Origin of the sequence: Arthrobacter sp. Soc17.1.1.1 (genome assembly GCF_036867195.1) — a bacterium.
Taxonomy (GTDB): Bacteria; Actinomycetota; Actinomycetes; order Actinomycetales; family Micrococcaceae; genus Arthrobacter_D.
In genome coordinates, this window is sequence record NZ_JBAJII010000002.1 from 159,829 (window position 1) to 180,591 (window position 20,763).

At 62.0% G+C, this 20,763-nt stretch carries 27 protein-coding genes; 14 read left to right on the forward strand and 13 right to left on the reverse strand.

What is annotated here, in order from left to right:
• Positions 1-929: 929 nt before the first annotated feature.
• The 8 genes from V6S67_RS20030 to V6S67_RS18505 form a co-directional block, all read right to left on the reverse strand.
• Positions 930-1,262 carry a DUF3040 domain-containing protein gene (locus tag V6S67_RS20030; protein ID WP_084442800.1) on the reverse strand — a complete coding sequence of 111 codons (333 nt, stop codon included), beginning with the start codon at positions 1,260-1,262 and terminating at the stop codon, positions 930-932.
• A gap of 186 nt (positions 1,263-1,448) precedes the next feature.
• Complete coding sequence (locus V6S67_RS18475; protein WP_019483739.1) at positions 1,449-1,916, reverse strand: succinate dehydrogenase hydrophobic membrane anchor subunit; 468 nt, start codon at positions 1,914-1,916, stop codon at positions 1,449-1,451.
• Positions 1,913-2,497 carry a dTMP kinase gene (locus tag V6S67_RS18480; protein ID WP_019483738.1) on the reverse strand — a complete coding sequence of 195 codons (585 nt, stop codon included), beginning with the start codon at positions 2,495-2,497 and terminating at the stop codon, positions 1,913-1,915. The genes V6S67_RS18475 and V6S67_RS18480 overlap by 4 nt, the downstream gene beginning before the upstream one ends.
• Positions 2,494-2,709 (reverse strand): hypothetical protein, encoded by a 216-nt coding sequence (locus V6S67_RS18485; protein ID WP_019483737.1) that lies wholly within the window; start codon positions 2,707-2,709, stop codon positions 2,494-2,496. The genes V6S67_RS18480 and V6S67_RS18485 overlap by 4 nt, the downstream gene beginning before the upstream one ends.
• A 142-nt stretch (positions 2,710-2,851) precedes the next feature.
• Entirely contained in the window at positions 2,852-3,184 is a 333-nt protein-coding gene (locus V6S67_RS18490) for a helix-turn-helix transcriptional regulator (protein WP_019483736.1), read from the reverse strand.
• A gap of 70 nt (positions 3,185-3,254) precedes the next feature.
• Positions 3,255-3,452, reverse strand: coding sequence for a hypothetical protein (locus tag V6S67_RS18495; RefSeq protein WP_019483735.1), 198 nt, complete (start codon positions 3,450-3,452; stop codon positions 3,255-3,257).
• A gap of 32 nt (positions 3,453-3,484) precedes the next feature.
• Complete coding sequence (locus V6S67_RS18500; protein ID WP_019483734.1) at positions 3,485-3,847, reverse strand: helix-turn-helix transcriptional regulator; 363 nt, start codon at positions 3,845-3,847, stop codon at positions 3,485-3,487.
• A 58-nt stretch (positions 3,848-3,905) separates the two neighbouring features.
• Positions 3,906-5,087, reverse strand: a complete 1,182-nt coding sequence (locus V6S67_RS18505) for a TerC family protein (protein WP_019483733.1) — start codon at positions 5,085-5,087, stop codon at positions 3,906-3,908.
• A gap of 567 nt (positions 5,088-5,654) precedes the next feature.
• Here V6S67_RS18505 and heR point away from each other — a divergent pair.
• The 6 genes from heR (at position 5,655) to V6S67_RS18535 (ending at position 9,489) form a co-directional block, all read left to right on the forward strand.
• The gene (gene heR / locus V6S67_RS18510) at positions 5,655-6,440 is read left to right on the forward strand and encodes a heliorhodopsin HeR (RefSeq protein WP_116779180.1); all 786 of its coding nucleotides are present in this window, start codon (positions 5,655-5,657) and stop codon (positions 6,438-6,440) included.
• A 125-nt stretch (positions 6,441-6,565) separates the two neighbouring features.
• On the forward strand, positions 6,566-7,150 hold the full coding sequence (locus tag V6S67_RS18515; protein ID WP_334211794.1) for a recombinase family protein: 585 nt from the start codon (positions 6,566-6,568) through the stop codon (positions 7,148-7,150).
• Positions 7,147-7,830 carry a M48 family metalloprotease gene (locus V6S67_RS18520; RefSeq protein WP_334211795.1) on the forward strand — a complete coding sequence of 228 codons (684 nt, stop codon included), beginning with the start codon at positions 7,147-7,149 and terminating at the stop codon, positions 7,828-7,830. Before V6S67_RS18515 ends, V6S67_RS18520 begins: the two co-directional genes overlap by 4 nt.
• Entirely contained in the window at positions 7,830-8,129 is a 300-nt protein-coding gene (locus tag V6S67_RS18525) for a hypothetical protein (protein ID WP_334211796.1), read from the forward strand. The genes V6S67_RS18520 and V6S67_RS18525 overlap by 1 nt, the downstream gene beginning before the upstream one ends.
• A gap of 23 nt (positions 8,130-8,152) precedes the next feature.
• Entirely contained in the window at positions 8,153-8,638 is a 486-nt protein-coding gene (locus tag V6S67_RS18530; RefSeq protein WP_334211797.1) for a hypothetical protein, read from the forward strand.
• A 206-nt stretch (positions 8,639-8,844) separates the two neighbouring features.
• Complete coding sequence (locus V6S67_RS18535; RefSeq protein WP_334211817.1) at positions 8,845-9,489, forward strand: DUF6318 family protein; 645 nt, start codon at positions 8,845-8,847, stop codon at positions 9,487-9,489.
• A gap of 33 nt (positions 9,490-9,522) precedes the next feature.
• On the opposite strand, the gene lspA (V6S67_RS18540) is transcribed toward V6S67_RS18535, so the two are convergent.
• Positions 9,523-10,104 carry a signal peptidase II gene (lspA, locus tag V6S67_RS18540; RefSeq protein ID WP_334211798.1) on the reverse strand — a complete coding sequence of 194 codons (582 nt, stop codon included), beginning with the start codon at positions 10,102-10,104 and terminating at the stop codon, positions 9,523-9,525.
• Positions 10,101-10,478: an ArsR/SmtB family transcription factor gene (locus tag V6S67_RS18545; RefSeq protein WP_334211799.1), complete on the reverse strand. Its 378-nt coding sequence runs from the start codon at positions 10,476-10,478 to the stop codon at positions 10,101-10,103. The genes lspA (V6S67_RS18540) and V6S67_RS18545 overlap by 4 nt, the downstream gene beginning before the upstream one ends.
• Positions 10,479-10,599: 121 nt before the next feature.
• On the opposite strand from V6S67_RS18545, the gene V6S67_RS18550 reads away from it, so the two are divergent.
• The 4 genes from V6S67_RS18550 to ccsB all read left to right on the forward strand — a co-directional run bounded on the left by V6S67_RS18550 (position 10,600) and on the right by ccsB (position 13,356).
• Entirely contained in the window at positions 10,600-11,259 is a 660-nt protein-coding gene (locus V6S67_RS18550; protein ID WP_334211800.1) for a cation diffusion facilitator family transporter, read from the forward strand.
• A gap of 172 nt (positions 11,260-11,431) precedes the next feature.
• Entirely contained in the window at positions 11,432-12,181 is a 750-nt protein-coding gene (locus tag V6S67_RS18555) for a cytochrome c biogenesis CcdA family protein (protein WP_334211801.1), read from the forward strand.
• A gap of 15 nt (positions 12,182-12,196) precedes the next feature.
• A complete protein-coding gene (locus V6S67_RS18560; RefSeq protein WP_334211802.1) occupies positions 12,197-12,325 on the forward strand; it encodes a hypothetical protein in 129 nt (42 codons plus the stop codon).
• Entirely contained in the window at positions 12,325-13,356 is a 1,032-nt protein-coding gene (gene ccsB / locus V6S67_RS18565; RefSeq protein WP_334211803.1) for a c-type cytochrome biogenesis protein CcsB, read from the forward strand. Before V6S67_RS18560 ends, ccsB begins: the two co-directional genes overlap by 1 nt.
• A 294-nt stretch (positions 13,357-13,650) precedes the next feature.
• On the opposite strand, the gene lspA (V6S67_RS18570) is transcribed toward ccsB, so the two are convergent.
• The 3 genes from lspA (V6S67_RS18570) to cmtR all read right to left on the reverse strand — a co-directional run bounded on the left by lspA (V6S67_RS18570) (position 13,651) and on the right by cmtR (position 15,221).
• Positions 13,651-14,172, reverse strand: a complete 522-nt coding sequence (gene lspA, locus V6S67_RS18570; RefSeq protein WP_334211804.1) for a signal peptidase II — start codon at positions 14,170-14,172, stop codon at positions 13,651-13,653.
• Positions 14,173-14,259: 87 nt separating this feature from the next.
• A complete protein-coding gene (locus V6S67_RS18575; protein ID WP_334211805.1) occupies positions 14,260-14,865 on the reverse strand; it encodes a cadmium resistance transporter in 606 nt (201 codons plus the stop codon).
• The gene (gene cmtR / locus V6S67_RS18580) at positions 14,862-15,221 is read right to left on the reverse strand and encodes a Cd(II)/Pb(II)-sensing metalloregulatory transcriptional regulator CmtR (protein WP_334211806.1); all 360 of its coding nucleotides are present in this window, start codon (positions 15,219-15,221) and stop codon (positions 14,862-14,864) included. The genes V6S67_RS18575 and cmtR overlap by 4 nt, the downstream gene beginning before the upstream one ends.
• 1,244 nt (positions 15,222-16,465) lie before the next feature.
• On the opposite strand from cmtR, the gene V6S67_RS18585 reads away from it, so the two are divergent.
• From V6S67_RS18585 to V6S67_RS18600, 4 genes are all read left to right on the forward strand, one after another.
• The gene (locus V6S67_RS18585; protein ID WP_334211807.1) at positions 16,466-17,065 is read left to right on the forward strand and encodes a TlpA family protein disulfide reductase; all 600 of its coding nucleotides are present in this window, start codon (positions 16,466-16,468) and stop codon (positions 17,063-17,065) included.
• A complete protein-coding gene (gene resB, locus V6S67_RS18590; protein WP_334211808.1) occupies positions 17,055-18,701 on the forward strand; it encodes a cytochrome c biogenesis protein ResB in 1,647 nt (548 codons plus the stop codon). Before V6S67_RS18585 ends, resB begins: the two co-directional genes overlap by 11 nt.
• A 565-nt stretch (positions 18,702-19,266) precedes the next feature.
• Positions 19,267-19,956 (forward strand): DsbA family protein, encoded by a 690-nt coding sequence (locus V6S67_RS18595; RefSeq protein WP_334211809.1) that lies wholly within the window; start codon positions 19,267-19,269, stop codon positions 19,954-19,956.
• Positions 19,953-20,702 carry a cytochrome c biogenesis CcdA family protein gene (locus tag V6S67_RS18600; protein ID WP_334211801.1) on the forward strand — a complete coding sequence of 250 codons (750 nt, stop codon included), beginning with the start codon at positions 19,953-19,955 and terminating at the stop codon, positions 20,700-20,702. Before V6S67_RS18595 ends, V6S67_RS18600 begins: the two co-directional genes overlap by 4 nt.
• Positions 20,703-20,763: the final 61 nt, after the last annotated feature.

The window sequence follows — 20,763 nt, forward strand, 5'->3', positions numbered from 1 at the left end:
GGGCATATAGGGAGCGTAGTACGGTAGGGAGTCATCAAGGACAGGCACCAGTACGGTGAAGGAACCGCCCGCGTGAGTGACGGTCATTGGCACTACTGACCCTGCATCAGCGCCGGCTCGCTCAAAGATAAGCGGACCCGCACTCTCGAGACGAACCGAGTTCCTGCCGCGGACTAACATCCTTTCGGCTTCTCCCGCCACGGTGATCTCGAGCATAAGGTCCTTATTACCATCGTTGATGATGGTGCCCAGAACACGCCCAGGCTCCTCGGCGGACTCGCCAACAATCAGAATGTTCTGCAATCGGACGTTTCCGCTTGATTCGTGCACTCCGTTACTGGAGGAGTCTTTCATCCCTGTACCAATTGGGTTCGTGAACGAGCACCCACACAACGTCATTCCGAGCACTACAACACCGCCGATCGTTACAGCAGACTTAGCTCTTGTTCTCACCTGGGCTTGGAAGGCTCCTACACGCCGCGCTACGACCAAGGCATGACTGTGAGCTCGATTCCAAGGGCCAGGTAAAGGTGAACGCGGGTGCTGGGCCCTTGAGGTGGCGGCGGTCCATGTGCGGTCAGAACTGTTCACGCGAGCCTACTTCCAGTCAATTACTGCACCCGCTGGAGGTCTATCCCAGCCGCAGCATGCAGTCCTGTCCGCCGAAGAGTGCAGGGACTCTCGTTGCGACAACGAACTGGATATGGGGATGCTTCCCTCCATTACAATAAGTAAAGCAAACTTCACCTATTGTGGCTAGGGCCGCCGGCCAAGCTCACTCCAGGCCGTGGCCGTGGCAGTGCAGGTGCTGCGTTTCGCCTGTCTACTGTTCGTGCGTCGGACCCTGTGTTCTGAGTCGCTCCCAGCAGTACGGACGGCGACGGATCAGGCAGCGTACTGACATGAAGGTATCGTCCAGCTCGACCTTCTTAAAGGGGCTTCGTACTCGACTGCGGACCCGACGGACGTGTCGGACCCGGCGGTGATGTGTCCCTTTGTTCTGGTGGAGGCGGTGGTGTTCCTACGATGCCGCCGGCGACCATGATGACGAAACCGGCGACACCTATAGCTGGGGCGGACAGTGCTATGGAGGTGATCACGGTGAGCATCCCTACGACGATCATGATGAACGCTGCTTTGCGACGTCGTGGGGGGTGCGGGAAATTTGGGTGTTGCAGGCGCGGGGCGCGCTCAGAATCCTCGATCGCGAAACGCAGTTCGAGCTCCTCGAACCGGGAGCGTTCTTCGTCCGATAGTGCCATGACAGATTTCTCCTTACAGGTGTATTGGACCGGTCGTTGTTGGCCTCAGCATCGAGTTGGGTGAGAAGTCGACCGGTGTTGGCGGCACGAGCGGTCACTTGGTTGCCGATCGGCTGCCTTCGGCGGTTTCCGTGATCGTTTACGGCTTCGTGACATGCACGGCCAGACCTTGTGCCGGTGAGAGTTCTAGGGTGGTCCGGCCGAGCACAGCGCGGGAAGCGTGCTCGGGGAAGCTCCGACGGGGCAGGGGTCGAAGGTGAAGATGACCAGGGAACCGAGTGCGATGATGACCGCGGTGCAGGTGTAGAGCACGGCTTTGAGCATCATGCGTGTCCGGGCGGTGTCGGTGTAGTCGTTGATGATGACGCGAAGCCCGTTGGTGCCGTGGAGCATGGCCAGCCAGAGCATGATCAGGTCGAACCATTGCCAGAAGGGGTGTGCCCATTTGCCGGCGACGAAGGCGAAGTCGATTTGGTTGATCCCGTCGCCGAGCACGAGGTTCACGAAGAGGTGCACGAAGATCAGCACGACCAGGAGGGCGCCGGACCAGCGCATGAAAAGCCATGCGATCAGCTCGAAGTTGCTTCCTGTCATCGATCGGCTGCGGGGTGCCCTGATGGGGGCCCTTGTGCCGTCGTTTCGGGGCGTGCTCATGAGGGGAGCCCCAGACCGCACACACCGAGTTCCTGCAGCATGGCCTCGACGAGTTGCCCGGCAGGGTTGCTGGCGTCGATGGTGATGAAGGACGGAAATTCTACGAGCTCCCGGTAGGCCTCGTCGAAGGCGTGGAGGTGCTCGAGGGTCTCGGTGTCCGCGGCCCGCCGTCGGATCCTGCTGTAGGCGATGTCGGGTGGCACGTCGAAGTAGAAGACGATGTCGGGGGTAGGCAGGGCCTTGGACAGGAAGGGCAGGAACCAGCCTGATTTCAGGCCCCTCGCTTGCCTCAATGCCGCCTGGCAGTACAGGTATCGGTCCATGATGACGACCCTGCTACCTGGCCGGGCGCGCAGGTGAGAGATGAGCACGTTAATGCAGCGGATACTCGTCTCGACAGTATCGAGCAGGCGCACCGGGGGCTTGATTTTCCGCCTACCACACCAGGCCGTGATGCTCCGCCGCCCAGAACTGTTCTTGGTGAAGACCGCAGGATACTCGGCCGCGCTAAGCTGCTGCGCGAGCATCTGCCCGGCCGTCGTCTTGCCCGCCCCGTCGATTCCGGTCAGAACGATGATCATGGTCCGCCACCGCCGCGCGGGTAGCGGAAGAGCGTAGGGACGGTAGAAACCAAAGCATTGATGCGCTGTTCCATGACCTGCAATGCGGCGTCCGCAGCGGTGTCAACAGTCTCGTCGATGCTCTCAGCGTTGCCCTGGCCTGCTTCACCCAGCCCTGATTCTCGTTCTGGTGATCGGTGATCAGACTGGAACAGGCGGCCCCCGTCGATCATGGCCTCTTTCCAATCCTCGTGTCCGCCGCTTCCTGCCCCTCGGAGACAAGGATCTCCCGACGATGCATGGCATTGCGGTGAGGTCGGGCCAGGACACCGGCCGGCAGTGACCTGATGCTGGTGGGGGTACGGGTGGGCGCTCTCACGTTCTGTCCTTCCGTGTCGTTGTAGCGGTTGATCCGAAGATCGATAGGAGTGCGTCGACTTCCTGATGAGCGATCGCTGGGTGGCGAAAGTGCTGGTGCGCGTTGATGACATAGCGTGTGCGCCGTCCTTCCTTGATGCGCTGCAGGTATCCCGTGTCCTCCAGGTCCTTCAGGATGTGCAAGGTGGCCCTGCCGGTGATCCCGACCCGTGCGGCTATGTCATCGACCAGGGCGCTCGGGTCCCCAGCGACCACGATGAGGACATGCCCGTGGTTCGTCAGGAAAGTCCACGAATGGGCGTGGGCACCTCGTTGCTCTGGTGGCGTCATTAACGGTTGCTCTTCTGCTGGTGTCGGCCTCGCGCGCGCCAGAGGTACTGCGCCGCTTCTGATCTCAGAGCTATTCGTCACTGTCCTCGTCCTGCCCGTCGTCTTGTCCGTCGTCTTGTCCGTCGGGGCTGCCGTCTTGGTTTTCGGCGTCTTCCTGCTCCTCGACTCCCGGTCCTTGCGGCACTTGCGTGTCGTCGCATCCGGTGATCAGCAACGCCCCTGTAAGGAGGAGCCCGGACCCGAGGAGGGCTGTTCTGCGGTGTTTCATGAGGAGTTTCCTTCTGGTCGTAGCCCGGGGTCCTAATAGCGTGTATCGGCTGGCGATTGAGTGAAGATCGCCAGGAGCGCACCGATCTCCTTGTGCGAGGTCGCCGGGTGGCGGAAGTGCTTGTGTGGGTCGATGGTGTAGCGGGTGCGCCGTCCCTCCCGCATCCGGTACAGGTACCCGGTGTCCTCCAGATCCTTCAGGATCTGCAGTGTCTTGCGTGGGCTGATGCCGACCGTGGCGGCGATGTTCTCGACCAGGGGGTGCGGGTCCGTCGCGACGACCAGCAACACATGCCCGTGCTGGGTGAGAAACGTCCACGGGTGTCGTCGGGCGGTGCGGCGGCTGGTGTACAGGTCGACTGGTGTGGTGGGTCGATTGGTGGGCGCTGATGGCATTGTGATTCCTTTCCTGGACAGGTTTTGTTACGAGTGAGGGATGACGACAGCTCGGTGGCTAGTGGCGCGGTGCGTCGAAGTGGTCACCGCTGGAGGAGCGACCCGGTGTGCTTTGATCACCGCTGTGTGCGGCATCGTCCACCGGATCCTGATCAGCGTCAGGTGCCGGCGCAGCATCGACTGATGCGGCACGCGAGGCGCCAGGTGATGGGGCCTTGGCTGTGGTTTCCCGGCGGGTTCGCTTCCACAGGGGCTCGAGTTCTGCCAGTTCCTCGGGTTCCGCGGTGCGGAAGGGCGCTTCGGCGGGCGCAGGTGGTTCATGGCGTCCCTGGCCGCGGGTCTTGATGAGGCTGGCCGCGATGGAGACGGTGAGGATGGTGGTGATGACGGCGAGGGAGATCGTGGTGGGGATGTAGTAGAGGTCGATCTTCAGGGCCATCTTGATGCCCACCCAGATCAGGACGATCGCGAGTCCGATCTTGAGGTACACGAAGCGGTGGATGAGGTCGGCCAGGAGGAAGTACATGGCGCGCAGACCCAGGATCGCGAAGGCGTTGGCGGTGAAGACGAGGAACACCTCGTCGGTGACGGCGAAGATCGCAGGAATGGAGTCCACGGCGAAAACGATGTCGGTGACTTCGACCAGGACCAGGACCGCTAGAAGCGGGGTGGCGAGCAGGATCCCGTTCTTGCGGATGAGGAACCGCTGGCCATGGAAGGCATCGGTCATGGGCACGTAGCGGCGGAAGAGTTTCAGGGCACGGGATTTTGAGGGGTCGATGTGTTCGTTACGCTGGATGAGCATCCGGTACCCGGTGAAGAGCAGGAACGCGGCGAACAGGTAGAGGACCCAGCCGGCGCTGGCGATGATCGCGGATCCGGCGGCGATGAAGATCGCCCGGAAGACCAGGGCGCCGAGGACCCCGAAGAACAGGACCCGGTGCTGGTACTCGCGGGGGACGGCGAAGAACGTAAAGATGATGGCCCAGACGAAGACGTTGTCCACGGCCAGGGACTTCTCGATGAGGTAGCCGGCGAAGTACTGCTGACCGAACTCGGCCCCCCAGAACCGCCACACGATGGCGCCGAACGCGACGCCGAAGAACACCCAAACAGCCGACCAGGCCGCGGCCTCACGGACGCTGATCACATGGGCTTTACGGTGGGCAACGAGATCGACGACGAGCATAATCAGGATGAAGCCGATGACGGCGAACCAGACCCACAACGGGACGTCCATGAATAAGCACCTTCCAGTTAGTTGTTGAACCAACTGGAGGTCTCTCCCGGCCGAGCGGAATCGGCCCTGTCCGCCGGAGGATGCTGGGATCCTCGTAGTGACGACGAACGGACAGGGGATACTCCCCTCCATGTACTGACAAGTGAAGCACAGTTCACCCATTATGGGAAGGGTTCTATCGACGACGTTCGCGTCCTGCTGTGCCGACTGCCTTGACGACGCTGGAGAGGAACCGCTCTTCGCCACGCTCTCTTACTGGAGGACTCAGATGAACCACTCGCCCTGGCGACCACCGGGAGCATGCTGCAACTGGCCGGAGGTGGGCGGTCGATCCGATGCGATGCTGCGGTTGGACCTGGACCTGGACCTGGACCTGGACCTGGACCTGGGCCTAGAGCAACAGAACTGCTGAAAGACTAATTGCTGAGAGACGAAGCATTCCTAGGCACACTGAATGGTCAATGTTAGCTTGATGGCCCCGGACGATTTAGGTTCGCTCTTATCAGGAGTGCCATGACCCGTGCAGCCCGCTCAAACTCAGACATCAGTCCGGCTGACGTGAGCGATGTGAGCCCTCATAGCTTCCGTCGACTGCGACGCATCAACGTCGTAGCCGGCTCGCTGCACCTCCTGCAGGCCGTGATCTTCACGATCATCCTGGCGATGCTCGACAACCAGGTCACGTTTCCCGTCACCGCGGACTACCTGGCAGGACCGCCCGGATTCCCGCTCCCGCCCGAGCGCGTGGAACTCTTCGCGGTCAACGTGGGCGCCGGCGTCGTGGTGTTCGTGGCACTGTCCGCCCTCTTCCACTTCGCGGTTGCCTCACCGGCATTCTTTCCGCGCTACGAAGCCGGCCTGAGGGTCCAACACAACTACTTCCGCTGGGTCGAGTACTCGCTAAGCTCGTCCGTGATGATCTGGCTCATCGCGCAAACCACCGGAATCACCGACATCGCAGCCCTCATCTGCCTGTTCGCCGTCAATGCGGCGATGATCGGCTTCGGCGCCCTTCAAGAGAAGTATGAGAGGCCCGGTAGCGGCAATTTCTTACCCTTCATCCTCGGATCACTGGCGGGGATCGTGCCCTGGATCGCCATTTTGATCTACTTCCTGTCCATCGGATCTACGAGCGCGGCGGAACCGCCCGCCTTCGTCTACGGGATCATCATCTCGCTGTTCCTGTTCTTCAACATTTTCGCCATCAACCAGCTGCTCCAGTACCGGCAGGTCGGTCCCTGGCGTGACTACCTGTACGGCGAACGCGCGTACATAATCCTCAGCCTCATCGCCAAGACCGCCCTAGCCTGGCAGGTGTTCTCCGGCGCGATCATCCCTGCCCTGACTAACTGAGCGGCACACCGGCGCTGGTGGGCCACCGAACGCTGCAAGAACCACGCCACTTATCGCTGCGATCCACAGTGTGGCGTTAGGGTCCTTTTCTGGTTTTCGCGACACTTCTGTGCGAGAGTCTAGACATGACGCAACACTTTGGGCAGCGGATTGGGTATGCCCGCGTGTCGAGCGTTGACCAGAATCTTGCCCGTCAGCTAACCAGCCTCGGCAATGTCGATCGACTGTTCGAGGAGAAGCAATCTGGGGCGCAACGATCCGGCCGGGCCGCTCTCGCAGAGATGATCGGATACGCCCGCCACGGTGACACCGTCGTTGTGTCATCCATGGACAGGTTGGCGCGATCGGTCATCGACCTCAACCAGATAGTGGGGGAGTTGACCGCGAAGGGTGTGACTGTGGAGTTCATCGCCGAACGGGTTACGTTCACCCCTGGCGGCGCGGATCCGTTCGCAGAGTTCCAGCTGAACATCATGGCGTCCTTTGCGCAGCTGGAGCGAGCAATCACCAGGGAACGGCAAGCCGACGGCATCAGGGCGGCGAAGGAACGCGGCGCTTACCAGGGCCGATCCCGCAAGCTTACTGACGACCAGCTGCTCGAGGCCCGAACTCTGATCGAGGCGCGCGTACCGAAGGCCGAAGTCGCCCGACGCTTGAACATCGATCGCACAACCCTGTACCGGGCGCTGGATCGGGCTGCTTCCGCGTGACAACGCCACACGACCGACGAGCCGGCGATGACCTCTTACAGGAAGCCCGCGCCATCGTTGAGCGAGCCGCGGAACAGGCAGGTCTTCCAACACCGGCGGTCACCTTTGCCGCACCAATAGATAAGCCGGGCGCACCCCGGGCGAACGCCGAGTACAAGGTGATCCGGGGAGTGCCAATGATTAAGGTCACCGAGGCCGCCCTGCGCGAACTGCCGTCCGACCTCCTTCGGTTCTTGCTGTTACACGAGGTGGGCCACTTCGCCGACGAGGCATGGTGGAAGAGGAATACCCGTCAGTTCCTCGCAGGAATGGGTTTCGCAGTACTCCTAGCACTCGGGGGAGTGGTCGTGGGCCCGATCGGGGAGAACTTCGGTGCCGGATACGCCCCCGGCCTGGCCATCTTCGCTGTCAGTCTCATCGTCGCAGGCGCACTAGGCCTCATCTACTTAGCAAACAGTCGAACGAACGAGTTGCGAGCGGATCGTTTCGCTGGGCGCCAGCACGGCAATCTGTTGAGTGCTCGCGATCTGTTCGAAGTGTGGGATCGAGAAGCACCAGAACGCGTGTGGGGCCGGGGTCTGCTGCTCCTGGTTCGAAGCCACCCATACCGAGCCACGCGACTTGAAGCCATCGAAGCCGAACTCAACCGGCAAGACCCGCCAGCGACCAGGAGAACATGATGACCAGAATCATCCGCTGGCTGCTCACCTCGAGCATCCGGTACAGCTACCGGTTCGTCCGCGCACTCATCCGACTTCCCCTGCTGCTGCTGCCCATTCCGCCGCGGGTCCGCAACCAGGTCGCTGGAGCGTTGGCTGTCGGCTTGTGGTTCTTCTCGTCGTGGTTCGTCGCCACCGCAGCCGGCGCGCCATGGTGGGGACAGCTAATGATCGCTGCTGCAGGTGCCCTCATCATCGCCGGTGTGATCCGGATGGAAGGTCGCCGGCCGATCGTCCGGCGGCCGGCGCGCGTCCGATGACGTTCTGGCAGAGGTAGTCGGCGATGAGGCAGCACAGGGGAGAGGCTGACCGGTTCTGGGAGAAAGTCGTCAAAGGCCCGCGGCCACAGGACTGCTGGATCTGGACCGGCGCCGTCGCAGACGACGGCTACGGACGATTCTGGGTTACCAGGGACGGCGCGCAACGCGCCCTGCGGCCGCAACGCTACGCCTACGAAAGCATCACCGGAGAAGCCCTGCACCCCGGTATTGCGCTCATGCATGTCTGCGACGTCCCACTGTGCGTGCATGTCAGCACCGGGACAGATACGCACCTGCTGCCCGGTACGCAGGCGTTGAACATGCTCGACCGGTCCCAAAAGGGTCGGCACGCCAACGCTTCAACCTTCCGCTGGCGAGGCGTCGGCCGCGCCCAGTTCCGCGCCCAATCCGTCGAGCTCCGCACGGCACTCCTCGAGCACGGATGGAACGAGCCAATCATCAGGCCTCTACTCAGTGGTACCGATCCCACGGCTCCTGCCCTTTTCTAGGACGTCTTCACCCTGTGTCTTCGGCAGTCTGATTAGTTGTCTGCGTCGAATATCAGCAGAGCCTGCACGCCGTGAGGTGACCGGCATCCGATGATGCTCAGAGAAGAAGGACAATGACGACAGACTCCCGACGAGTAGCCGCGCTCCTTCTGAGCGCCGCGTGGATTGGCGCGAGCATGATGCTCGCCGGGTGCCAGTCCGACCCGATGCCAAACGGCGGGACGACTCGAGGGGCAACAGCAGAGCCGTCGACGGACGGCGCGTCCCCGTCTGATACCACTGAGTCACCTACAGCGCCGCCCACGAGGTCGGGTCCGAGTTCACCTCCGACTCCCTCTGTAGCCCCCACGCCGGCTTCGCCGACGAACCGGGCCGCGAACCTGGCGGTGCCGGAACTGCCCGAAGAAGCTCGGGCGGAGTCCAAGGCAGGACTGAAGGCGTTCATGGAACATTGGCTGGAACTGCTGTCGTATTCGTACCTGGCCAATGACCTGGCCCCATTGAACGAGGTCAGCAACCCCGGCTGTACGTTCTGTGTGCAGGCCGAAACCTCGATGAAGCAGATTTACCAGCTTGGTTGGGTCTCTGGTGGCGGAACGACATTGACGGCGTTCACCACGGACTTCCAACCCGACACGAACGGCATCTACTCCGCGGACATCACTACGACGCAGGCAGAAATCTTTTATTACTCAGGTGAGGGTTGGCTGGGATCGAGCGAATCCATCCCTGACACATCCCACAGCATCACTGCCCGGTATGTCGACGGAAGCTGGCAGCTCATCGACTACGCGACACCTGAAGCTGGAAGCGTGCCATCAGCAACGGCATCCCCTGAACCGGGCAGCTGATTCCTCAGCTTGAAGGCTGCTGCGCGGCCTGGCTCAGTGGGGGCTGGTGGAATCGGCTGAGTCGGGTCTGGTGATGAGCGCGCCGATAATGATGAGCCCTGTGCCGGTGGTCACGAACACATCGGCGAGGTTGAACGTCGGGAACCAGCCTGAGTGCAGGTAGTCGACGACACCATTGCCGGCGGTTCGATCAAAGAAGTTGCCCAGGGCCCCGCCGAGAAGAAGCGTCCCGCCGATGCGGCCGGTGCGGGAGAAGCTGTTGGCGGCTCCCATGAGGAACCACATGAGCCCGGCGATGATTGCCCCGGTGAACGCGATGACCACAAGCGGAGGCAGGTTTGTTCCGAGGCTGAAAGCCACACCCATGTTGTAGAACAGGCGCAGGTTCACCAGTCCGGCGTCGATCGCTCTGCCGTCCATCAGCAGTGCTTCCATGCCGGCTTTGATGCCGAGGTCGATGCCGGCGAGGAGGAGGGCCCCTACGAGAATGGTGAGCGGACGGCGTTTGGAGCGTTGCACGCCGCGGACGGCTGCATCAGTTCCCGTAGCGGTTTCAGTGCCCTCAGCGCCCCTAGCGTCCTTGGCATTGTTGGTATCCGGTGAGGACTCGCTCACGCGACGGAGTCCTGGGTGGTACGCGAGGTGGCAGCGGCTTGCGCGGACCCATAGGTGGAACACAAATCCACCGCATTACCGGTAACTGCTAGAAGCACCTCTGCCTGCGCGAGCATGTCCATCAGTTCGGGCTGGGCCAAGGAGTACAGCACCTTCCGTCCCTCGATGCGGCCAACAACCAGGCCGCAGTCCTTGAGGCAGGCGATATGCGCTGACACGGTGGACTGGGCCAATCCCAGTTCCCCGACCAAGGTCCCTACACGGGCCTCTCCCGAGGCAAGGGTGCGAAGAATCGCCAGCCGGGTGGGGTCACCCAGCGAGCGAAAGAGGGCTACCGCCGGTTCGAGGCCATCCCCTGCATACATCTCGGACATCCTGCTCACATCCCTCATCGAAGATACCGTTACTACCGTTCCCATACGATATCATCGCCTCTGGCCGATCATCATTTTCGGATCACACACCAGATCACCCGTTCACGCATGAGGAGCGACCATGACCACCCAGACATCTCTTTCCCCGGTTGAGGTGGAACGACTGACGCGCAGAGGACTGCGCTTGGCGCAGTTCACGGTTGCCTACAACGTGGTTGAAGGGGCGGTAGCCATCACCGTCGGCCTGATGGCCGGCCTCGTCTCGGTCGTCGGTTTCGGTATCGACTCCGGTATCGAATCAATCGCCGCCGTCCTGGTCGGTCTTCGCCTGGCCGCCAGGCTGCGTCACGGTGAGACCGATGAGCGCAAGGAGCGTCTGACGCTCAAGGCCGTCGCCGTGACCTTCTTCATCCTTGCCGCTTACGTAACGTACGAGGGGATTCGCAGTCTCATCGAAGGAGAGGCCCCGGAGTCCTCGCCGATCGCCATCGTCCTGCTGGTCCTGTCACTGATCATCATGCCGGTCCTCGCGGCGATGAAAACGAAAGTGGGCAGGAAGCTCGGAGACAACCTGATCCTTGCCGACGCAGCCGAGACGCGCATCTGCGTCCTGCTCAGCGTCTCAACCCTCCTTGGTGTCGGGCTGTACATGCTGACCGGGGCGGCGTGGCTGGACCCCGTCGCGGGCTTCATTATCGCCCTCTTCGCCCTCCACGAAGGCAAAGAGGCCTGGGAAGGTGAACTCGTCGAAGACGATGATGACGATGATGATGACGATTGATAATGCGTAGGAATCTGAGCGTGCCAACGTATTTCAATGCTGGAACGACTGCGGTGGCCACAAGGACAGTCGTACAGCTGGGTAGATATACGAACCTACGTGACCGCGCCTACGAGATCCGGCCGGCCACGCTTGAGGAGTTTCGTGACCTGATCGAAGCGGCTATCGGTTCATGACGATCGGCGGGTACTTCGCCGAAACGGTGCAATCCGGCGCTCTCATCGCCGCGATCCCTTTGGCCCTGATCGCCGGCATCGTGTCCTTCCTCTCGCCGTGCATCCTGCCCCTGGTGCCCGGGTACCTCGGCTACGTGTCAGGCCTCACCGATCCCACCCGGAAAGGCAACCGTCGACGCGTCGTCGCTGGGGTGGGCCTGTTCATCCTCGGTTTCGCCCTGGTCTTCACCCTCTACGGGGCCGCGTTCGGCGTCATCGGAGGATGGCTGCTGCGTTGGCAGGACCTACTCATCCGCGGCCTCGGCGTGTTCGTCATCATCATGGGACTCGTCCTCGTCGGCCAGTTCTCCTTCTTCCAGCAAACGAAGAAACTCAGCTACCGGCCGCAAACAGGTCTCGCCGGGGCGCCCCTGCTCGGCATCATCTTCGGGCTCGGATGGACACCCTGCATGGGTCCCACCCTCAGCGCCGTCCTGGCCCTGAGCACCACCACCGGCGGAGCCTGGCGCGGGGCCCTGCTGGGATTCGTCTACTGCATGGGACTGGGTATCCCCTTCATCCTGGTCGCCATGGGCATCAACTGGGTGAGCACCGCGCTGAGCTTCGTCCGCCGACACATCCGGACCTTCAACATCGCCGGCGGCATCGTGCTGATCCTCGTCGGCGTCATGATGCTCACCGGCCTCTGGATGCAATGGATCTACCAACTGCAGAACCTCGCCGGCACCTTCATCACCCCCGTCTAAGAGCAGCGGAGCCCCATGAACCACACCACCGACCCTGACAACGCCCCGGCCCCTTCCCCTGACCTCAGCACGAATAGGGTGCTCGAGGCCGGCAGCCCGCAGCCGGCATCCGGCTCCGTGCACCACAACGCAAAGGACATCTGATGCCACAACCAGTCAATGCCGAACTCGGGCAGATCAGTGAGCTCCTCATGCTGCTGGCCTCCATCGCCTACGTGGTGGCCCTGCTCTTCTTCGTGCTCGACCTCGTGAAGTCGAGCTCCACGATCGGCAGCCTCGAGACACGGCTCGCGGACGAGCAGGCGACGCCGGCCCGGTCACTCGCGGGCGTGGGCGCACGAGGCGGGAGTTCGATCGCGGCAGCGGCAGGGTCGCCGGTGACAGCGGACGCCTCGATGGACTACGGGTCGGGGCCCCGGCGCCGCTCGGCGCGCATCGCCGTCTCGCTGACCGTCCTGGCCGCCGTCGTCCACGGCGCCGCCGTCCTCACCCGGGCGATCGCCGCGCATCGTGTCCCTTGGGGCAACATGTACGAGTTCTGCACCACGGGTGCCTTCCTCGTCGCCGCCATCTTCCTCATCACGCTCACCCGCAAGGATCTGCGGTTCGTCGGTTCCTTCGTGGTGGGGCTCGTGGTGATCATGCTCTGCGCCGCCACCGTGGGTTTCCCGACGCCGGTCGCCCGCCTGATCCCGGCCCTGCAGAGCTACTGGCTGATCGTGCACGTCTCCATCGCCGTCGCGTCATCGGCGCTCTTCACCATCACGTTCTCCATGTCCGTCCTGCAGCTCCTGCAGACCTCCCGCGAAGCCAAGCTCCTCGCCGGCAAGGCCGACACCGCCCGGTTCCTGCGCCTCGTGCCGTCAGCCCTGAGCCTGGAGAACCTGTCCTACCGCCTCAACGCAATCGCCTTCGTCGGCTGGACCTTCACCCTCATGGCCGGCGCCATCTGGGCCGAGCAGGCCTGGGGCCGTTACTGGGGCTGGGACACCAAGGAGGTCTGGACCTTCGTCATCTGGACCGTCTACGCCGGGTACCTCCACGCCCGCGCGACGCGCGGCTGGACGGGCACCCGCGCAGCGTGGCTGTCGATCGTCGGGTACCTCTGCATCGTCTTCAACTTCACGATCGTGAACGTCTACTTCTCGGGACTGCACAGCTACTCAGGGGTTTAGCCGGATGTACTGCTCGGGAGCTGGCTGGAACCCTTCCTTCGCCCTGCCCTGAGCAGTTCCGTGTCCCGCCTTCCCGCCGGGGTCTGTTGCGGAATAAGAGCAATTCAACTCATCCGCGGCGGTGGGGTGTCTGTGAGGGCAGTTGAGCGTTACTGCCCTCGCCACCGCGCTTATCTGTTCCTATTCGCGTAGGCGCCGTTCCTTCTCATCGGAACGCTACCTTCTTGCTGCACCTCAAGGTGCAGCAAGAAGGTACACAGGACTGAAGTCGAGTCCCTTGTTCGTTCTCCGGCATCACGGAGGCGAGGAGATGGGAGGCTTCGAGCCGCTTCCGGTGAGAAGAGTGGCAAGGATCAGCAAAGCGGCACCGACAGTGATGAAAACGTCAGCCAGGTTGAAGGTCGCAAACCACCCCACATGAAGGTAGTCAACGACACCATCGCCCGCTAGCCGGTCGAGGAAGTTTCCCAGCGCACCCCCAAGAACCATTGCCCCACCTACCAAACCGAGCCGGCCCAACGTTCCGGCCGTCGATAGGAGGAACCATGACAGACCGAGTATCAGTATTGCCGTGCCGAGAAGGATGACGACCGGTGGAAGATCGGCCCCGAAGCTGAAAGCGACACCCTGGTTGAAATGGAGCCGCAGGTCCACGAGTCCGCCCTCAATCGTCTGGCCTCTACTCAGCTGTAGCTCGACGATCGCCTTCACGGCGAGGTCGGAACCGACCAGGGCTAAAGACCCAACCAGCATCCACAGACGGGCCTTGTTGCGTGCTCCCAACGCACGGGGCGCAGGACGCTTGTCCTCACTCATGACGATTCTCCGTTATTGCCGCCTGGCCTGAAGTGGAGGATTTGGGGGAAGGCACGGCGCCCGTCAGATGGCTGAGGGTGCATGTCGTCACAGGCCGAATGCTCCACCGCTGATGAGGATGAACAGGCCAAGAGCGATGAGGACGACGGGGAACAGGATGTGCTCCCAGCGTTCGAGGGCTTCCGCGATAGGGCGTCGTGTGGCCACGAACTTGGCGAGCCACACGAGGACGACCACGAGGGCGAGGAAGACCGCGCAGTAGGCGACGACGGCGGTCGGCCCGACGTTCAGGAACACCGGGACATAGACCCCGATATTGTCACCCCCGTTGGCGAAGGTCACGGCAGCGACAGTCAAGACACTGACCTTCTTGCCGGCAATTTTCGCATCGTCATCATCATCGTCATCGTCTCGGTTGCGCCATACCTGCCATGCAACTCGAAGACCCAGCAGGAGGGGTATGAGGCCAAAGTACGGGATGGCCTCCTCGGGGAGGAAGGCGCCTGCGCCGAGAGAGACGAGTACCGCAGCGCCAAGGATTCCAAGGAAACCAAGGTACTGTCCGCCGAGGATGCGGGCTGTCGTTCCTCGTTGTCCCGCTCCCCGTGCGAAGAACAGGGCGAGGACGATGATGTCATCGATGTTGGTGAGGAAGAACAGGCCGATGGCAGGAAGAATTGATGACAGGATCATGCGATCACCGGTGTTTCCTGGCAACCAGGCACCGTGCATGCTGCATCCAGGCACGGTGCTCCCTCGTTGACGGCGAGGCTGACCTCAACCAGGGAAGTGAGGACCTTGGCGAGGTGTGGGTCGGCGACCTGGTAGAGGGTCTGTCGGCCCTCGGCGTGGGCGGTCACGATGCCGCAATCCCGGAGGCACGCAAGGTGATTGGAGACATTCGACCGGGTGAGTCCCAGTTCACGGGAAAGGTCCGCCGGATACGCGGGATGGTCGAGCAGGGTCATGAGGAGACGGGACCGGGTCGGATCGGCCATCGCGCGGCCGAGTCTATTCATCACGTCCAGATGTCGTTCATTGGTCAGCATGCGCTGTACTATACAGGAAGTACTGAACCCTAAAGAGGGCGTCGCCCCCCGGACTCCTGACATAACGCCTGCTCCCTCCCAAGTTGTCCATCACTCTGGAGGGTCTCGGGTGAAACCATGCCGCGCGAAGGGGCCCGACGAACTCGGTTGTGACGGACCGATAGCGAACTGCTCAGTGTCAGAGCGTTCACACGTCGTCGGTACGATAGGAATAGGACACGGATGAAACGATCAGGTCGACAGGAACGTTGGTGAGTCATGCAGCAGATGATGCTTTTGAACTCTCCTGCTGCTACACCGTCGGGCTTGTTGCCCCTGCGGGTCGTGGTGTTGTTCCTCGGCATCATGCTCTCGCATCTGTGGTTCGGACCGGCGCTGGCGGGTAGTAACGCTTACGCGCAGACGGCTCCTGAGACCGCGGTCGAACATCAGGTATCTACTACGACAAGTTCTCCGACAGCTACCGCAGTGAGCCGGGCGCTGCCACCTGGTGTCGAATCCGACCTTCAGCAGGGCACCGCCCTCCAGGACGTATGTGCAACTGTCTGTTCCGATGGGCACCTAACCGCGACCGCATTGTGCTCCTTGGTACTGATTGCGGTCAGCCTCATCAGTTTCCGATGCCTACGCACTATGGTTTTCCTCACGGGACGCAGCAAAATGAGCACCATACTGGCAGCGATACCGGGTCCTGCGCATAGCAGTAGCGTCTCACTGCTGCACCTGTCTATCAGCCGCATCTAAAACCGGGCACGTTCGAGAGGCTTGCCCGGCTCTGGGGGCAGGATCGATCCTCATCCCCTCTCGCCTCTCGTCAGATCCCAAGAAACTCCTCGCTACACCTCCACGGCAATAGCCACGCTCAGTCACGTTCCAGGTTGCGAACGATCACCGTCGAACAGGGCCCGGGACCATCTCCTCGATGGCCTGCTCATTCCCTTGGACCCCTCTGCTGCCGGCGTACATGTGCTGTGAACGTTTGGCTCTGAACGCATTCAGTTCAGGAATCGGAGATCCTGCCGCAACCCTCCACCTGCCCGTTAACGCCGTCCTAGGTGAGCTTTGCGCCGCCAAATACCACAATCGAAAGAGGTCGATGCATGAGTGCATCCACTGAGAGAAGTCACAGCCTGGGCGCCGAATCGACGACAACGTCGGAGCTGCCTCGTAGGCAAGGAATGCCGCTCAATCGACGGACTCATACACGCCTACCGGCCCGTTTGGCTTGCTTGGCGGTCCTCGCCATGTTCGTCACGGGATGCTCAGCACAAAACAGTTCCTTAGCGGACCAGGCAAACGCCGGCGACAACAAGAACTACATTGCAGGCGACGGTTCGGTCGCTGAGTACGCACCCGACTCCCGCGGTGAACCCGTACAGGTAAGTGGTGAGCTCTTTGACGGAACAACGGTGGAGTCCGGCCAGTGGGTAGGGGACGTCGTTGTCCTCAACGTCTGGTACGCGGCCTGCGCACCCTGCCGAGTCGAGGCACCTACACTGCAGAAGTTGAGCACCTCCTTCGCACCTGAAGGCGTCAAGTTTTACGGCATCAACGTTCGGGACGAAAAACCCACTGCTGAGGCATTCGAGCGTAACTTCGGCATCACGTACCCCAGCTTCGTCGACCGCGACGGGAAGCTCCTTCTGAGCCTGACAAGTTATGTGCCACCGCAAGCGGTACCCACAACGCTGGTTCTGGACAAACAGGGACGGGTCAGTGCGCGCATCCTTGGCGTTGCAGAAGAAAGCACGTTGGAGACGCTGATTGCCGATGTCGTCGCAGAGGGCGACCCCGCCGCATCGCCCAGCCTGGACACCAGTTCGGAGGCCGACGATGCCAACTGATCTCGCACGGGATCAAGAACCCGACGTCACCCTTCCCCGCCTGAGCCCTGGCGAAATGCTTCGCTGGGTGTGGCGACAACTGACCAGCATGAGAACGGCCCTGCAGCTGCTGTTGCTCCTGTCCGTGGCATCCGTTCCTGGCTCGTTGTTCCCGCAACGTCCCGCCAACCCTGCCGTTGTCACCCAGTACCTCAAGGACAACCCCGACACAGGGCCCTGGCTTGATCGGCTCCAGATGTTTGACGTCTTTTCCTCCGTCTGGTTCTCAGCAATCTACCTCCTGCTCTTCACATCTCTTGTCGGATGCGTCCTTCCCCGCACCAAAGCTCATCTAAAGGCGTTACGATCCGCGCCGCCACGCACCCCTCGACGACTCTCGCGACTCCCGCAGAACGGGACTCTCGTTGTCAGTAAAAATGCCGCCGGGACACCTGCCCTCGACCCAGGTACTGCGATCAAGGAAGCATCTGTAGTCCTGCGCAAGCTGGGCTACCGAGTGGAGGTACGCGACGCCGACACGGCCACACCATCCGTAGGTGGTGAGCGAGGATTTGCAAAGGAAGCAGGCAACCTCCTGTTCCACACTGCACTCATCGGAGTACTTGTATCCGTCGCCGTCGGAGGCATGTTTGGTTACCGCGGACAGAAACTCATCGTCGAAGGAGAAGGCTTCACCAACTCGCTCATCGGCTACGACTCTTTCTCCCCAGGGACAAACTTCAATCCCGACAACCTCGCGCCGTTCGCATTGACCCTCGAGGACTTCGATGTGAGCTTCAACCGCGACGAGCAAGACACCTACGGCCAACCGCTGGACTTCACCGCGCAAATGACCGTACAAGCGAGCCCGGAAGAACCAGCCCAGGAAACGACCCTGAAAGTAAACGCACCCATCGGCCTCGATGGCACCAACGTCTACCTCATCGGCAATGGATACGCCCCAGTCGTCGAGATTCGTGACGGCGAAGGCGACATTTCCTTCTCCGGCCCTGTCCCATCTCAACCGACGGACTCCGCCTACACATCAACAATCGTGATCAAGGCCCCCGACGCGAAGCCCGACCAGCTGGGGTTTGTCGGGTTCTTCCTGCCCACGGCCATGGTCGACGACAATGGGCTCGCTTTCGGTTCAGACCCGGACCCCTTCAACCCGCGACTGAACCTCAACTCCTACTACGGCAACCTCGGTCTGGACGAGGGAACACCCCGATCGGTGTATCAGCTGGACACCACGAACCTCACACAACTCAACGGACGCGACCTCGACGCAGGCGGCATCGTGCTCGAGCCCGGGCAGACCTACGACCTACCCGAGGGACGAGGGTCAATTACCTTCGATGGCCTGAAACGCTTCGTTGCTCTCGACATCACCTACGATCCCGGCAAGATCGGCGCCCTAGTCTTTTCTACTCTCGCGCTTACCGGGCTCATCCTCTCCCTTGTCACCGCGCGCCGACGCGTATGGATCAAAGCAACCACCGCAGCTGACGGAAACCTGGCCCTCGAATACGGACTCCTTGCACGAGGAGAAGACCCGGGCCTGACAAGCGAAGCTGCCAAAATACGCACGGCGCTCTCCTCACGTTGGAATGTCACCTCTCAGCTCAGCCAGGGCCAGTCTCAGGTCATGACATGACACCTCCTGCGGCGAGAGCACTGCCATCAAGATCGCTACAAAGGCCAACGGCCTACGAACCCAACGATGACCAACTCTTGCTTACGCGACCAACGTCTAGAACACTCAGCAACCCGTTTCTGGTTCGCGTGCGGTTCACAGGATGTGATCGCCCTTTGACTGGTGTCGGCGTGGGTGCCCCCGTTCCATCCACGCCGGCACCGCCCTCACCTAGAACGCCACAGCACAGGCCCATCCTCGGTGCTGGGTTGCACATGCCGACCGGGGCGGCATGGCTGGACCTCATCGCAACTTCCATCATCGCCCTCTTCGCCTCCCCGCGAAGGCAAGAAAGCCTGGGAAAACAAACTTGTCGAGGACGAGGACGAGGACGAGGACGAGGACGACGACTGGCGGCCTGTGATCGATGTCCGCGCACCAGCCCGCGTGGCCCTGCAGCACACCGACCCTCTAATATTTCTACAAGAGGTAGAACAACATCGGGGTTGACGGCCGCGAGGGGGACGCGTCGCTCAGCTCACACCGCTAAGGGTGGATATGCCACCCCTTCACAAGGAGTCCTTCGATGACCAGCCCGGATAGTGCACGCAAAGGTCTGAGCCTTCCCAACCGCATCACCATCGGCTTGCTGGCCCTGATCGCCCTGGTCGTTGGACTGGTGATCCTGATCAACACCGTGAGCGAGAACAAGGGGCAGGCGGCACCAGGCGAGTCGGCCAGCGACGTGGAGGTCGTACGCGAGGACAGCCACCGGCTGTCTCAGGCACCGGACGAGAAAGCCGTGCTGGTCGAGTTCCTCGACTTCGAGTGCGAGTCGTGCCTCGCCGCGTACCCGGTCGTGGAGGACCTCTCCGAGGAATACGGGCAGAACCTCACCGTGGTCTCCCGCTACTTCCCGCTGCCCGGACACCCGAACTCAGAGACCGCAGCAGCCGCGGTCGAGGCAGCTGCCCAGCAGGGCAAGTTCAAGGACATGCACGCACGCATGTACGAGACGCAGACCGAGTGGAGCCACACCAACGAGGACCGCTCCCCGGTGTTCCGCGGCTACGCCGAGGACCTGGGCCTGGACATGAACGCGTACGACGCTGCGATCGCCGACCCGGCCACGATGGACCGCGTCAACGCGGACAAGGCCGACGGGATGGCGCTCAACGTCGAGGGAACTCCGACATTCTTCCTCGACGGTCGCATGATTCGGCCTGCCACGCTCGAGGAGTTCCGTGACCTGATCGAAGCGGCTATCGGTTCATGACGATCGGCGGGTACTTCGCCGAAACGGTGCAATCCGGCGCTCTCATCGCCGCGATCCCTTTGGCCCTGATCGCCGGCATCGTGTCCTTCCTCTCGCCGTGCATCCTGCCCCTGGTGCCCGGGTACCTCGGCTACGTGTCAGGCCTCACCGATCCCACCCGGAAAGGCAACCGTCGACGCGTCGTCGCTGGGGTGGGCCTGTTCATCCTCGGTTTCGCCCTGGTCTTCACCCTCTACGGGGCCGCGTTCGGCGTCATCGGAGGATGGCTGCTGCGTTGGCAGGACCTACTCATCCGCGGCCTCGGCGTGTTCGTCATCATCATGGGACTCGTCCTCGTCGGCCAGTTCTCCTTCTTCCAGCAAACGAAGAAACTCAGCTACCGGCCGCAAACAGGTCTCGCCGGGGCGCCCCTGCTCGGCATCATCTTCGGGCTCGGATGGACACCCTGCATGGGTCCCACCCTCAGCGCCGTCCTGGCCCTGAGCACCACCACCGGCGGAGCCTGGCGCGGGGCCCTGCTGGGATTCGTCTACTGCATGGGACTGGGTATCCCCTTCATCCTGGTCGCCATGGGCATCAACTGGGTGAGCACCGCGCTGAGCTTCGTCCGCCGACACATCCGGACCTTCAACATCGCCGGCGGCATCGTGCTGATCCTCGTCGGCGTCATGATGCTCACCGGCCTCTGGATGCAATGGATCTACCAACTGCAGAACCTCGCCGGCACCTTCATCACCCCCGTCTAAGAGCAGCGGAGCCCCATGAACCACACCACCGACCCTGACAACGCCCCGGCCCCTTCCCCTG

Excerpts from the sequence above, each read along its gene's own strand:
- V6S67_RS18475 (WP_019483739.1), bottom strand. The coding sequence starts at position 1,916 with ATGAGCACGCCCCGAAACGACGGCACAAGGGCCCCCATCAGGGCACCC.
- V6S67_RS18530 (WP_334211797.1), top strand. The coding sequence starts at position 8,153 with ATGAGGCAGCACAGGGGAGAGGCTGACCGGTTCTGGGAGAAAGTCGTC.
- V6S67_RS18600 (WP_334211801.1), top strand. The coding sequence starts at position 19,953 with ATGACGATCGGCGGGTACTTCGCCGAAACGGTGCAATCCGGCGCTCTC.
- lspA (WP_334211804.1), bottom strand. The coding sequence starts at position 14,172 with ATGAGTGAGGACAAGCGTCCTGCGCCCCGTGCGTTGGGAGCACGCAAC.
- V6S67_RS18505 (WP_019483733.1), bottom strand. The coding sequence starts at position 5,087 with ATGGACGTCCCGTTGTGGGTCTGGTTCGCCGTCATCGGCTTCATCCTG.
- V6S67_RS18495 (WP_019483735.1), bottom strand. The coding sequence starts at position 3,452 with ATGAAACACCGCAGAACAGCCCTCCTCGGGTCCGGGCTCCTCCTTACA.
- V6S67_RS18585 (WP_334211807.1), top strand. The coding sequence starts at position 16,466 with ATGTTCGTCACGGGATGCTCAGCACAAAACAGTTCCTTAGCGGACCAG.
- V6S67_RS18500 (WP_019483734.1), bottom strand. The coding sequence starts at position 3,847 with ATGCCATCAGCGCCCACCAATCGACCCACCACACCAGTCGACCTGTAC.
- V6S67_RS18560 (WP_334211802.1), top strand. The coding sequence starts at position 12,197 with ATGAACCACACCACCGACCCTGACAACGCCCCGGCCCCTTCCCCTGAC.
- V6S67_RS18490 (WP_019483736.1), bottom strand. The coding sequence starts at position 3,184 with ATGACGCCACCAGAGCAACGAGGTGCCCACGCCCATTCGTGGACTTTC.
- V6S67_RS18575 (WP_334211805.1), bottom strand. The coding sequence starts at position 14,865 with ATGATCCTGTCATCAATTCTTCCTGCCATCGGCCTGTTCTTCCTCACC.
- V6S67_RS18485 (WP_019483737.1), bottom strand. The coding sequence starts at position 2,709 with ATGATCGACGGGGGCCGCCTGTTCCAGTCTGATCACCGATCACCAGAA.
- cmtR (WP_334211806.1), bottom strand. The coding sequence starts at position 15,221 with ATGCTGACCAATGAACGACATCTGGACGTGATGAATAGACTCGGCCGC.
- V6S67_RS18480 (WP_019483738.1), bottom strand. The coding sequence starts at position 2,497 with ATGATCATCGTTCTGACCGGAATCGACGGGGCGGGCAAGACGACGGCC.
- V6S67_RS18555 (WP_334211801.1), top strand. The coding sequence starts at position 11,432 with ATGACGATCGGCGGGTACTTCGCCGAAACGGTGCAATCCGGCGCTCTC.
- V6S67_RS18550 (WP_334211800.1), top strand. The coding sequence starts at position 10,600 with ATGACCACCCAGACATCTCTTTCCCCGGTTGAGGTGGAACGACTGACG.
- ccsB (WP_334211803.1), top strand. The coding sequence starts at position 12,325 with ATGCCACAACCAGTCAATGCCGAACTCGGGCAGATCAGTGAGCTCCTC.
- V6S67_RS18545 (WP_334211799.1), bottom strand. The coding sequence starts at position 10,478 with ATGTCCGAGATGTATGCAGGGGATGGCCTCGAACCGGCGGTAGCCCTC.
- V6S67_RS18525 (WP_334211796.1), top strand. The coding sequence starts at position 7,830 with ATGACCAGAATCATCCGCTGGCTGCTCACCTCGAGCATCCGGTACAGC.
- V6S67_RS18595 (WP_334211809.1), top strand. The coding sequence starts at position 19,267 with ATGACCAGCCCGGATAGTGCACGCAAAGGTCTGAGCCTTCCCAACCGC.
- V6S67_RS18535 (WP_334211817.1), top strand. The coding sequence starts at position 8,845 with ATGCCAAACGGCGGGACGACTCGAGGGGCAACAGCAGAGCCGTCGACG.
- resB (WP_334211808.1), top strand. The coding sequence starts at position 17,055 with ATGCCAACTGATCTCGCACGGGATCAAGAACCCGACGTCACCCTTCCC.
- V6S67_RS20030 (WP_084442800.1), bottom strand. The coding sequence starts at position 1,262 with ATGGCACTATCGGACGAAGAACGCTCCCGGTTCGAGGAGCTCGAACTG.
- V6S67_RS18515 (WP_334211794.1), top strand. The coding sequence starts at position 6,566 with ATGACGCAACACTTTGGGCAGCGGATTGGGTATGCCCGCGTGTCGAGC.